9 protein-coding genes are annotated in these 12791 nt (G+C 44.5%); 5 read left to right on the top strand and 4 right to left on the bottom strand.

Translation table 11 applies throughout. The features are described 5' to 3' along the window. Positions 1–3: 3 nt before the first annotated feature. On the bottom strand, positions 4–1368 hold the full coding sequence (locus RS24_RS02665) for a class II 3-deoxy-7-phosphoheptulonate synthase (protein WP_021776638.1): 1365 nt from the start codon (positions 1366–1368) through the stop codon (positions 4–6). Between the two features lie 143 nt (positions 1369–1511). Between RS24_RS02665 and RS24_RS02660 the strand changes: the two genes are divergently transcribed. From RS24_RS02660 to cimA, 3 genes are read left to right on the top strand one after another with little or no spacing between them, the layout of a single operon-like run. Then, positions 1512–3191 carry an NAD+ synthase gene (locus tag RS24_RS02660; protein ID WP_021776637.1) on the top strand — a complete coding sequence of 560 codons (1680 nt, stop codon included), beginning with the start codon at positions 1512–1514 and terminating at the stop codon, positions 3189–3191. 14 nt (positions 3192–3205) lie between these two features. Further along, on the top strand, positions 3206–4564 hold the full coding sequence (gene gltX, locus RS24_RS02655; RefSeq protein WP_021776636.1) for a glutamate--tRNA ligase: 1359 nt from the start codon (positions 3206–3208) through the stop codon (positions 4562–4564). Between the two features lie 11 nt (positions 4565–4575). Beyond that, positions 4576–6195, top strand: coding sequence for a citramalate synthase (cimA, locus tag RS24_RS02650; protein WP_021776635.1), 1620 nt, complete (start codon positions 4576–4578; stop codon positions 6193–6195). Here the strand turns inward: cimA and RS24_RS02645 are convergent. Next, the gene (locus tag RS24_RS02645) at positions 6192–6737 is read right to left on the bottom strand and encodes an LOG family protein (RefSeq protein ID WP_021776634.1); all 546 of its coding nucleotides are present in this window, start codon (positions 6735–6737) and stop codon (positions 6192–6194) included. The genes cimA and RS24_RS02645 overlap by 4 nt on opposite strands. Before the next feature lie 105 nt (positions 6738–6842). On the opposite strand from RS24_RS02645, the gene RS24_RS02640 reads away from it, so the two are divergent. Both RS24_RS02640 and RS24_RS02635 read left to right on the top strand, forming a co-directional pair. Continuing rightward, positions 6843–7541, top strand: coding sequence for a phosphatidylserine decarboxylase (locus tag RS24_RS02640; protein WP_021776633.1), 699 nt, complete (start codon positions 6843–6845; stop codon positions 7539–7541). A 32-nt stretch (positions 7542–7573) separates the two neighbouring features. Then, positions 7574–8425: a CDP-alcohol phosphatidyltransferase family protein gene (locus RS24_RS02635; RefSeq protein WP_081696222.1), complete on the top strand. Its 852-nt coding sequence runs from the start codon at positions 7574–7576 to the stop codon at positions 8423–8425. A 6-nt stretch (positions 8426–8431) separates the two neighbouring features. Here RS24_RS02635 and RS24_RS02630 read toward each other — a convergent pair whose 3' ends face one another. Then, a complete protein-coding gene (locus RS24_RS02630) occupies positions 8432–11614 on the bottom strand; it encodes an efflux RND transporter permease subunit (protein WP_021776631.1) in 3183 nt (1060 codons plus the stop codon). Beyond that, positions 11614–12723 carry an efflux RND transporter periplasmic adaptor subunit gene (locus tag RS24_RS02625; RefSeq protein WP_038300444.1) on the bottom strand — a complete coding sequence of 370 codons (1110 nt, stop codon included), beginning with the start codon at positions 12721–12723 and terminating at the stop codon, positions 11614–11616. Before RS24_RS02625 ends, RS24_RS02630 begins: the two co-directional genes overlap by 1 nt. Positions 12724–12791 lie beyond the last annotated feature (68 nt).

Here is a 12791-nt window from a genome sequence, read left to right as displayed (position 1 = left end):
TAATTAAGCGACTTTGGTGTTTTCTTCGTGGTGGCGTTTCAGTTTCTCACTGATGAGGAAAGCCAATTCGAGAGCTTGTGAACCGTTCAGTCGCGGGTCGCAATGCGTGTGATAACGGCTGGACAAATCTGCTTCTGTGATGGCTTGTGCGCCGCCTAAACATTCAGTCACATTTTGACCTGTCATTTCAAAGTGGACACCGCCAGGATGCGTACCTTCTGCCTGGTGCACACCGATAAACTGCTCTACTTCCGTTAAAATACGATCGACAGGGCGTGTCTTATAGCCATTCGAAGCCTTAATCGTATTTCCATGCATCGGGTCGCAAGACCAGACGACTTTACGGCCTTCAGCTTTAACTTTTCTAATAAGAGCTGGGAGATGATCTTCAACCTTATCATGACCAAATCTTGAAATAAGCGTGATCCGACCTGCTTCATTTTCTGGGTTGAGTTTATCAAGTAGTACGATTAACTCTTCTGGATTGAGACTTGGGCCGCATTTCAAACCAATAGGGTTTTTGATGCCGGATAAAAATTCAACATGCGCGCCGTCAGGCTGGCGCGTCCGGTCTCCAATCCAAAGCATATGAGCAGAGGTGTCATAGAAATCACCACTTGTGCTATCTAAACGGGTGAGGGCTTGTTCATAGACAAGTAAAAGCGCCTCATGGCTGGTGTAGAAGTCAACCATGCTCATTTGCGGTGCGGTCAGGCTGTTAATACCACAGGCATTCATAAAGCTCATCGCAGCATCAATCTGATCGGCGATTTCCTGATAGCGTTCGCCTTGTGGGCTTTCAGCGACAAACCCAAGGTTCCAACGGTGTACTTCATTCAAATCTGCGTAGCCGCCCTTGGCAAAGGCGCGGAGCAGGTTGAGTGTCGAAGCAGATTGTCTGTAAGCAGATATCTGTCTGGTCGGGTCTGGAAAGCGAGCTTCTGCTGTGAATTCAATTCCGTTAATGATATCACCACGGTAGCTTGGCAATTCGACACCATCCTGAACTTCTATATCTTCAGAGCGCGGTTTGGCAAACTGACCGGCCATTCGTCCGACTTTAACAACTGGAAGTTTGGTGCCAAATGTCAGCACCACGGCCATTTGAAGCATCACACGGAATGTGTCACGAATATAATCTGCCTGATGTTCGACAAAACTTTCAGCACAATCACCACCTTGTAATAAAAACGCATCGCCATTGCACACATTTGCTAACTGGCTCTTCAAATTCCTTGCTTCACCGGCAAAAACTAATGGTGGAAAACCGGCCAGGCGTTCCTCCACTTCTTTCAATGCTTTTTCATCATTATAAGTTGGCACTTGCTTCACAGGCTTTTTGCGCCAACTGTCTGGTGACCAGCTCATTTTGTAAACCTCATTAATTTAAGATGGCACTAACCTATTAAAGTTATTCCATTTTCAACTTTCTTTTGTCAGCTTTTCAGACAAAATTCAAGGGGAAGGAGGTTGGACTTGTTCTCAGCCGTGACTAACGCTAAATACCTGCTATGGAAGAAAAAATAACCATATCGCTGGCACAACTTAATCCCAAGGTCGGAGATGTCTCCGGCAATGCGGGTTTATTGCGTGCAGCACGCGCTGAAGCTATCAAAGTTGGTTCTGATTTTGTTGTTTCCAGTGAGTTATTTTTGTGTGGTTATCCACCTGAAGATTTGGTGATGAAACAAGCATTTGTGCGTCATATAATGGATGTTGCTGAACAGTTAGTTGCTGAAACAGCAGATGGGGGGCCGGCATATATTTTCGGGTTACCTTTTGTAGAAGATGGCGCGCTTTATAACAGCGTCATGGTGGCAGAAGGTGGGCGCAGTCATATCCGACATAAAGTGCATTTGCCAAATTATTCAGTTTTTGATGAAAAACGACTTTTTCTCACCGGATTATTTCCTGATCCCGTCACCGTTTCTACATCTGCGGGTGATTTGAAAATTGGCTTACCGATTTGTGAAGATATTTGGTTCGAAGATGTGTGTTCGCATTTAAAATCATGTGGGGCGCAAATTCTAGTATCTCCAAATGGTTCACCTTATGAAACCGGCAAACAAGAGAGACGTTTGGCGCATGCGATAGAACGATGCCGCGCTACCGATTTGCCATTGGTTTATGTTAACCAGCTTGGGGGGCAGGATGAGTTGGTCTTTGACGGCGCAAGTTTTGTGATGTCGTCGGCAGGTGAAGTCCAAATTCAATTACCAGCCTGGCAAGAAAACATTGTTCACACCACTTGGTCTTTAACTCAGGGTACAGCCACATGCTTAAGTGACGATAAGGCTCTATTGGAAAAGGGGTTGGCTGCAACCTATCAAGCGGCGATGCTGGGTTTACGCGATTATGTGCGTAAAAACGGATTTCCGAGTGTCTTACTAGGTTTATCTGGCGGAATAGATAGTGCAATTTGTGCGGCATTGGCGGCTGATGCTTTGGGGCCAGAGCAAGTGCATTGTATAATGTTACCTTCCAAATTTACCTCTCAGGAAAGTCTTGATGACGCAAAAGAATGTGCTGACTTACTCGGAGTGAAACTAGATGAAGTTTCTATTGAAGATAGCGTCGGTGTTCTTGAGGGTTCTTTATCGTCGCTATTCGGCGATTTGCCGAATGATATTACGGAAGAAAATATCCAGTCACGGTTGCGCGGTACATTGCTGATGGCTCTATCAAATAAATTTGGTTCGATGGTGGTGACGACGGGCAATAAGTCCGAAGTGTCAGTTGGCTATGCGACGCTTTACGGCGACATGAATGGTGGTTTTAATCCGATCAAAGATATTTATAAGACCGAAATTTTCGCGCTTGCAGCATGGCGCAATTCACATTTTCCTGTCGGCGCTTTGGGGCAAAAGGGCAAAGTCATTCCGGTTTCCATTATCGAAAAACCGCCAACGGCTGAATTGCGCGATAACCAGAAAGACGAAGATAGTTTGCCACCTTACGACGCGCTGGATGATATTTTGTCAGGGCTTGTAGAAGAGGAGCTTGGTTTTGACGAGATTGTTTCTAGAGGTCATGACCCTGATACTGTGAAACGCATAGAGCATTTGTTATACATCTCTGAATATAAGCGGCGTCAGGCGGCGCCTGGTGTCAAAATAGGACATCGAAATTTTGGGCGTGACCGTCGTTATCCTATTACGAACGGTTTTAGAAACGCACGCCTTAAGGGCTGAAGAAAGGTACAAAAATGTCAATTATTACCCGCTTTGCGCCAAGCCCGACTGGTCGCCTACATGTCGGCAATGCCCGAACCGCATTGTTCTGCGCGCTCTTTGCCAAAGCCAGTGATGGGCAATTTATGCTGCGTTTAGATGATACTGACTCTGAAAGATCCACTGAGGCTTTCGCGCAAGGTATTATTGACGATTTGACATGGCTCGGTTTGCCGTATGATTTAACTGCAAAACAATCTGATCGTTTTGATGCCTATGATGCAGCTTTTAATAAGCTAAAAGAGATGGGGTTAGTTTATGCTTGTTATGAAACGCCCGATGAACTCGACCTGAAACGCAAGCGCCAACGCGCCAGAGGTAAACCCCCGGTTTATGACCGCGCTGCTCTGGAGCTAAGTGATGAAGATAAAGCCAAACTTGAGTCCGAGGGTCGAACGCCGCATTGGCGTTTTAAATTATCCGGCAATAAAGTGAGTTGGCAGGATTTGGTACGTGGCGAACAGCTTGTGGACACCTCCAGCCTTTCTGATCCGGTGCTTGTTCGCGCTGACGGCACATATCTCTATACTTTGCCTAGTGCGGTGGATGACCTTGATTTCAACATAACGCATATTATTCGCGGTGAAGACCATGTAACAAATTCTGCGGCTCAAATCGAATTGATCACCGCCCTTGCTGGAGAAGGTGTTGATATTCCTGTTTTTGCTCATCACCCGCTACTGGTTATGGCTGACGGGAGTGCATTGTCAAAACGACTTGGGTCGTTATCGCTTGAGTCATTGAGAGAAGGGGGTGTTGACCCGATGTCGATAAACAGTCTGATTGCGAGACTCGGCACACCTGACCCGGTGGAAGCGCATGCTGAAATGGATGCGATTGTTGCTGGTTTTGATTTGACGCGCCTAGGTAGAGCCCCCGCGCGCTTCGACCCAGCGGAATTGCAAAGATTGAATGTTAAATTACTACAAAGCCTGCCCTATGAAAAAGTGGCTGATAGATTGTTATCTTTGGGTATTCAGTGTGATGACATGCAAACTGGCGCATTGTTTTGGGAGACCGTGAGGGGGAATATCGACAAGCTTGAGGATGCTCTGGCGCTCTGGCAAATCATTCAAGGCCCCGTGGAAAGTGTAATCGACGCTGGAGACAGTGCTTATCTCGAAACGGCTTTGGACTGTTTACCCGATGAGCCATGGGATGAAACAAGTTGGTCACAATGGACGACGAAGCTTAAGCAATCGACAGGCCGAAAAGGTAAAGAACTTTTTATGCCCCTTCGTAAAGCGCTTACCGGTCAGTCCCACGGACCCGAAATGCAAAACCTGCTGTTGCTTATCGGCCCGACGCATGTCAAGAATCGTCTCAAGGGATAATAATTGAGACAATGAGTGAAAACGACAGCCTTGAGAGGCTCTACTTATTTGACACAACTTTAAGGGACGGGCAACAGACGGCTGGCGTTGATTTTTCTGTTGATGATAAAATAACCATTGCCAAAACACTCGATGAGTTAGGTCTGGATTATGTTGAGGGCGGCTATCCCGGTGCCAACCCGACCGATACAAATTTTTTCTCTAAGTCCCATGATTTTTCTCATGCAAAGATGACTGCCTTCGGCATGACAAAGCGAGCAGGAAGGTCGGCGGCTAATGATCCGGGGTTAGCGCAAATCTTGGGTGCTGAAGCGCAGGCTGTTTGTCTGGTAGCGAAAAGCTGGGATTATCATGTTGATGTCGCGCTCAAGATAAGCCTTGAAGAAAACCTTGAATGTATTTCTGAGAGTGTGAAAGCCATTGTTGAACATGAAAAAGAAGCCATGATTGATTGTGAGCATTTTTTTGATGGGTATAAGGCCAATCCTGACTATGCGTTGTCTTGCATTGAAACAGCACTTGAAGCTGGCGCACGCTGGGCAGTGCTATGCGATACAAATGGTGGCACATTGCCGGGCGATGTTTATGATATTGTCACAGCGCTTTCGGCTCGTTTCCAAGGTGATAGGCTGGGCATCCATGCTCACAATGATACCGAAAACGCAGTTTCCAATTCTCTTGCTGCCATTGATGCCGGCGTTCGACAAGTACAGGGTACACTTAACGGGCTTGGTGAACGTTGCGGTAATGCGAATATGGTGTCGCTCATTCCAAGCTTGCTTTTAAAGCCAGGTTATGCCGATAAATATAAAACCGGCATTAATCTCGCTCATTTGAAAAAACTCAAAAAAACCTCGCTCTTGCTGGATGAAATTCTTAATCGTACGCCAAACCGTCATGCTCCCTATGTCGGAGATAATGCCTTTGCTCATAAAGGGGGGATTCATGTTTCTGCAGTGATGAAAGACCCCTCCACTTATGAACATGTTGACCCCGAACAAGTAGGTAATGCGCGTATTATTCTTGTCTCCGACCAGGCGGGACGAAGTAATATTTTGGCACGTCTTGAGGCTGCGGGTATTTCTGTCGGAGAGGATAAATCTGCCGTTGAACGGATTCTTTCCGGCATTAAAGATAAGGAACTTGAAGGGTATAGTTTTGACAGCGCCGGCGCGTCTTTTGAATTATTGGCACATGAAATGCTGGGAACCTTACCGACTTATTTTAATGTGCTGAATTACGAGGTAAAAGTCGCTTGGGATGAAGCCAACCCCGCACCACGTGCGACGGCGATAGTTAGTTTGAATATTGACGGTCAGAGTGTAACCACTACCGGGGAAGGTAATGGCCCAGTTAATGCGCTAGATATGGCTATTCGAGGGGATTTAAGACGATACGCCCCCTATCTTGCGGATATGCGTCTCGTAGATTTTAAAGTCCGTATTCTTAATACCGGTACTGGCGCGGTGACCCGTGTGTTTATTGAAAGTGCTGATGGTGAAGGGCAATCATGGCGTACTGTCGGGGTGTCGGAAAATATAGTGGCAGCCAGTTTTCAGGCGCTTCATGACAGCATTGTCTATAAGTTGATGAAAGAAGGCGTCTCGCCTAATCCGGCAAATACTGATTAAGTCTCAGTTTCTAATTCCATCATAACATCATCAAGAGTGGCGCAGACTTTTAGCAAGTCCCGACTGCCAGGATAGATAAATCCAGCATTTTCGAATGCATCCATCATGGTGAAAAATGGATCCCAGAAGCCGTTAAGATTTATGATGTAAATTGGTTTGTTTTGTTGCTTTAAAAGGTTCATCGTAAACATCTGCATCAATTCATCAAGCGTACCTATCCCGCCTGGTAACACAATAAATGCATCCGAACGTTGTTCCATTTGTTTGATTCTATCGCGTAAGGTTTTTGTTTCAATCACCTGAGAGATCTCGTCGAAGCGTATTTCACGTTTATTAAGGAATTCAGGGATAATGCCGGTTACATGCCCACCTTCTTTCAGAGCAGCGCGTGCCAGATGCCCCATTAGTCCGACTTGACCGCCACCATAAACCAGATTAATGCCTTTTTTAGCAAGTGATTGCCCTAGTTCATTGGCAATCTCTTGAAATTCAGGCAAATTGCCATCTCTCGATCCACAAAAAACACAAACAGACTTGGTCATAAAAGAACCTCAGTTTAGTATATTATCAAGTCTTAATGATGATTCTGACAAATCTGTGACGTTAAAGCATGATATTATTAATTACAGAACAAGAAGGAGCTTTTAATGCATAACTTCCTATCCCTGATACTGCCGATACATCCGGAGGGATACAGATTTATTCTTATTTTTGCAGTCGCAATGGTCGCTCTGTTTTTCGTTTCAACTTTTTTAGGTTGGCTCGGTGTGATTGGCATCGTTTTTTGCGCCTATTTCTTTCGTGACCCGCTGAGATATGTTCCCAATCAGGAGGGGCTAGTCGTCAGTCCTGCAGACGGCGTTGTAAATATGATAACTGAGGCCGTGCCACCGCAGGAGCTTGAACTTGGCGAAACACCTATGACACGTATTTCAATTTTTTTGAATGTGTTTAACTGTCATATTAATCGTGTCCCACATACGGCGAAAATTAAAAAATCACTTTATCGAACGGGAAAGTTTTTGAGCGCTGATCTGGAAAAGGCCAGCGATCAAAATGAACGCCAGTCACTTTTATTGGAACTCCCTGACGGTAAGGAAATGGTAGTCGTTCAAATTGCCGGTCTTGTCGCACGACGCATTTTATGCTGGGTAGAGGAAGGAGAAAGCCTCAAAACTGGAGAACGATTTGGCCTGATACGATTTGGTAGTCGCGTCGATATATATTTGCCGGACGGTATTGCGCCGAAAGTTGCTGTAGGTCAGCAGGTACTCGGTGGTGAAACAATTATGGCTGATTTAGCGGACAAAGATAACCAAATTCAACGCGTCGCAGATCCGATATAATGTTTCGGGTTTAATAGGTAGTAATTTAGTCAATAAAGGGCAGCCATAAGGCTGATAGAGTCATTAAAAAATCCAACTCACAAACAAGCCAAAACCCTAAAGTTAAGCCAAATAAACAAAAGGGGGGGAAACAGAGGAATTTTGTTTATTTCAGAACCCTTGTTCCCAGCATCATCACCACTCTGGCACTTTGCGCAGGACTAAATTCGTTCCGCTTCGCTCTTGAGGGGCGTTATGAATTGGCGGTTGAATTTATTTTCCTTGCTGCTTTGCTTGATGCGATTGACGGGCGCGTTGCGCGTGCGCTCAAGGCAGAGAGCAAAATTGGTGGGCAACTCGACTCTCTCGCAGATTTTTTTAATTTCGGTATTGCGCCGATTATGATGATTTATTTCTGGCAACTTAATGAGATAGAACGACTAGGCTGGTTGGTTGTGATTTTATATACGGTTTGTACGGCTCTGCGTTTGGCGAAATTTAATGTTCTTCAAGACGATCTTTCATCTGATGATGGTGAAACCATGCCGATTTGGACTCAAAACTTCTTTGTGGGTGTTCCATCTCCTGTAGCTGGAATTATGGTTCTTTCACCCCTTTATTTATCCTTTTTAGGGTTTGATATGTCTTCCTTTTTGATGTCTATTGCTTGTTTGGTTGTCATCCTTTCTTTGCTGATGGTCAGCAGTATTCCAACCTTTTCGCTTAAGCATCTCAAATTTAAAGTACCACGCGTTTATTTGATTTCTATTTTTCTTACATTCGTACTCATAGCCGGAGCATTGTCTACTTTTCCTTGGATTATGATACTTATTTTATGTGCTGCGTATTTGCTGAGTATTCCCGTTGCTATCTATAAATATCGTCAGATGGAACGCACTTTATAATAATTTTTATCCATTTCTAAGCACGGCATATTGCTGTTTAAATTTTGGAAAAACCTCCTTGCGGAGATAATCCGGCAACATAATCAAAACCGGAATTGTTATCAGCGTCAACACGGTTGAAAAGCCGAGACCAAAAACAATAGAAATCGACATATTTGTCCACCATGCCGAAATCGGATTATTTAATTCGATAGAGCGGGTGAAAATATTAATACTGGTTCCCATTGCCATGGGGAGCAAGCCGATAATTGTCGTGCCAGTTGTGATGAGAATAGGGCGAATTCTTTGTCCGGCAGCGCGTAAGACAGCCTCTTTTAATTCTATACCAGATTTTTCTAGCCGTTGATGCGTATCAATCAAAACAATCGAATTATTCACGACAATGCCTGCAAGAGCGACAATCCCGACACCAGAGAAAACTACAATAAATTGTTCTCCAGTCGCCATTAGTCCGATGAGGACGCCAATGCTAGATGAGGCCACTGTCGTCAGGGTTAAGATGGCATAGTAGAAGCTGTTAAACTGAAGAAGTAGGATAATAAACATCAAGGCTAAACCGCCCAACATGGCATTTCCGAGAAAGCCGGCAGCGGCTTCCTCTTCCTCGCTACTACCACGAAAACGGAAAAGGTATTCAGGCCCGAAATTTTCTTCATCAAGCCATTGCTGGATTTCCGACATGGCCTCAGCAATAGGATATTTCTCATTTGTGACAGGGTTAATTAGAACATTGGCTTTTACAGTAATTTGGCGATAACCATCTGTCCTGTCGATTTGGATTTTGCGTTGGTCGGCTGTACGGCTAACAAAATTACTGATTGGCACACTTCCTAGAGGTGTATTAACGCGTAAGCTATCCATATTTTTAATGTCCCGATATTCTTCGGGATAGCGAATACGAATTTCTACTTCATCATCAGCATCAATTGGTCTGTAAGTCCCAAGTTCCACACCATTGGTAATCATTTGAACCATGGCGCCAACAGTGGATATGTCCGCCCCAAAAAGCCCCGCTTTTTCGCGGTCAACTTTAATCTTCCATTCAATTCCGGGTGATGAACGATTGTCTTCAACATCGGTGAGCAGTTCATCAAAGCTTTTGAATTTGGCATTGGCCTTTTCGGCAATATCAACCAATCCTTCATAATTATTCGATCTGATTTCAAGTTGGATATCTTTCCCAATGGGAGGGCCGTCTTCTTGCTCACGAATTTCCACAATGATGCCAGGGAAATCTTTAGTTCGATCTTTAATTTTTTGGATTATTTTTTTTGAGCTTTCGCGAACTGTGAAATGCTGAAATTCAATAAAAATTGATCCAATAAGATCTGTCGGATTTTCGTTATTCCCGGAGCCACCATAAGCGATGTTAGGCCCGAATTGTGTAAGCGCGGCTTGTATCCCTTTTATCTGCATGACTTCTTTTTCAACAGAGCGCGTAAGTTTTTCTGTGTCATCGAGAGATAGATTACCTCTTGCACGCACCAGAACAATTGCCTGTCTGGGTTCAATCTCAGCAAAATACAGCGTGTCTTTTTCGAAAAATCTGTAAGTTATTATAATGGATGCGAAAATCAGCATTAGTGCTACAAAAGTTCGAAGCGGATTCACCATCAGCCGTTCTAAAATCCTAAGATATCTTCCCGTCAAGGTTGTTTCATCAATGATAAAATCAGGGTTGGCCGCTGATAAAGCTGTAAGCGTCCTGTCGCCTGCTTGTTCAGTTTTACCGTAAAGGCCACCTATAGCTGGTAGGAAGAAAAGCGCCATAACCAATGATGAGGTTAAAACAAAAATAAGCGTGCGAGGCAGGTAGCTCATAAACTCACCTGACACACCAGGCCAAAATAACAGAGGGGTGAAGGCTGCCAGTGTTGTGGCCGTTGATGATAATATTGGGAAAAACATCCGTTCGGCTGACCGCGCATAAGCTTGCTTGCGATCTAGCCCCTCTGCCATTTTTCTATCGGCATATTCAACAATTACAATAGAACTATCGACCAGAATCCCGACACAAAGGATGAGTGAAAACATCACCATCATATTAAGTGAGTTACCGAAAAGGCTTAGCAGAACAAAACTCATCATAAAACTTGTTGGGATTGCGATGCCAACCATCATCGCCGAACGAAATCCCAGTGCGCCGATAACGATGAGCATCACCAGCACAATCGCATTGGCAATTGAACTTTGAAGGGAGCTAATCATATTGAATACATGAGAAGACTGATCAAAGCTAAAATTCACATAAATATTTTCTGGCCAATTAGCAGTATATTCTATTGTTCTTTCCCTGACTTGATCAGTCATTTCCAAAACATTGGTACCCGTTTTGCGTTTAACCTTTAAAATTAATGCTGGATCGCCATTATAAAATGTCCTGGTTTGTTGGTCTTTATATGTCCGCCTGATTTCTGCAATATCAGAGAGGGTAACAACCGCATCCCCTCTTACTTTTACGGGGAGTTTGAAAACATCTTCAGCGGTTTCAAATAAACCCGGCACAGAAATTGTGAATCTTCCAAGGCCAGTATCCATTTGCCCAGCTGGAATGACACGATTGTTATTGGCGATAATCGCATATAAATCATTATGCGAAATCTGATACGCCTCCATACGTGCCGGATTTATGGTCACTTCAAGCTGCTCTTCCCTGTCGCCCATAATTTCGGCGCCCAGAACATTGGGTAGGTTTTCTAATTCATTTTTAAGAGTTTTTGCCCGCCGGATAAGTTCGCGCTCACTGACCTTCCCGGACAAGGCAACGAAAAGAGCTGGGAAAGCCGTTACGTTGACTTCTTTAATTAAAGGTTCTTCACTCTCCTTCGGGAATTTTGGTTTAACCAGATCTACCAGGCGAGTCGTTTCCAGTAAGGCCTCATCGACATCTACGTCAACATCATATTTAACGATGACAGCGCCGTAATTTTGTCCGCCAAATCCAAGGACTTCATCAAGTCCCTCAGCCAGCATCAGTTCTTTTTCCAGCGGACGGACAATGAGCCTTTCCGCATCCTCAGGCGAGATACCCGGATGAATTACTGATACATAAATATATGGAATTGGAATATCAGGTTCAGCCTCTTTGGGGATGTTAATGAGAACAGCTATGCCAGACAGCAGAATTACGCCCATCAGAAAAACGACGGCTCTTCCGCGCTCAATAGCGGATAACACAATATTGTACATTATTGGACTAATGCCTCACCAGTAGAGGCGTTATCCTTTGAAACTCTGGTTTCTGTTACCTTGAGAGGTTGACCGTCAATGACGAATTCCTGCCCAACAGTAATAAACTTTTGGGGGCCATTTAGTCCTTTTATCCAGACACCCTCTGGCCCGTCAGATAAAATTGTGATTGGGTGGAAACGGGCAAGATTATTCTCAACGGTCATCACACCCACATCACCGGAGGTATCTAAAGTAATAATTCCATGCGGAAGCAAATAGGCTTCAGTAATGCCGGCTTCCACCTCAAGATTGGTGCTGACGCCATCTCGTAACAAATAATCGGAATTATCTACTTCAACTTCCATGCGAAAAGTGCGGGTTACTGGATCGGCTTTTTCAGCGAGATAGCTAATAACGCCTTCAACGACTTCTCCTGTAGCCAATGTCGCCTTTCCTTGCGCGCCGGTTTTTAGAGAACTGACTTGTTTTTCAGAAACTTGAGTGACGACTTTGAGAGGGTTTTTGTCAATTACTGTGCCGCAAGGTTGTCCTATTGTTATAAAGTCACCTAATTCGACATGCCTAACATCCAGAACACCATCAAATGGCGCACGTATCATTGTACGTTCTAGCTCGATCTGACGTTGAGCAACAAGAGCTTTTGCTGTGTCAAAGGCGGCTTGCGCCGCCGCAGCACGGCTTAAAGAAAAGTGACCTTTTTCAACTAATTTTTCGGCGGCTTTGAAGTCTATTTCTTTGGCGCGCATAAGCGCTTCGGCTTCAGCGAGTTTAGCCTCACGAGCACCAACGCGGATTTTGCAAATTAGCTCGTTCTTTTTGACTTTTTGACCTTCTTTAACAGGGAGGGCATCAATAATGCCCGACGTCTCGGAGGCAATGCTCACACTTCTTTTAGCCTTGGTATAACCGCGGATAGAAAGAATTTCATTAAAATCTTCGGCAAATATTTCTTTGGAGACAACTTTAACGGTTTCTGCATTATTGCTTTTTTCTGAAATACTTGAGGGGACTTCTAAAGCTGGACCGGATGGTACAAGAAATCCACTTATCAGCCACACAAAAACGCCGACACTTGCGATAACTGACAGCTTGACGGTTTCCGGCAACGGTCTCATCACTGGAATTTTGTCTATGTAAGCAATTATGTAAGCAAAATACTTCATCCTAAACCTTT

The organism is Candidatus Micropelagos thuwalensis (assembly GCF_000469155.1).
GTDB lineage: Bacteria > Pseudomonadota > Alphaproteobacteria > RS24 > RS24 > Micropelagius > Micropelagius thuwalensis.
This window is presented reverse-complemented; position numbering and strand designations above follow the sequence as displayed.

Coding starts and splice junctions, on each gene's coding strand:
- RS24_RS02665 (WP_021776638.1), bottom strand. CDS start 1,368: ATGAGCTGGTCACCAGACAGTTGGCGCAAAAAGCCTGTGAAGCAAGTG.
- RS24_RS02660 (WP_021776637.1), top strand. CDS start 1,512: ATGGAAGAAAAAATAACCATATCGCTGGCACAACTTAATCCCAAGGTC.
- gltX (WP_021776636.1), top strand. CDS start 3,206: ATGTCAATTATTACCCGCTTTGCGCCAAGCCCGACTGGTCGCCTACAT.
- cimA (WP_021776635.1), top strand. CDS start 4,576: ATGAGTGAAAACGACAGCCTTGAGAGGCTCTACTTATTTGACACAACT.
- RS24_RS02645 (WP_021776634.1), bottom strand. CDS start 6,737: ATGACCAAGTCTGTTTGTGTTTTTTGTGGATCGAGAGATGGCAATTTG.
- RS24_RS02640 (WP_021776633.1), top strand. CDS start 6,843: ATGCATAACTTCCTATCCCTGATACTGCCGATACATCCGGAGGGATAC.
- RS24_RS02630 (WP_021776631.1), bottom strand. CDS start 11,614: ATGTACAATATTGTGTTATCCGCTATTGAGCGCGGAAGAGCCGTCGTT.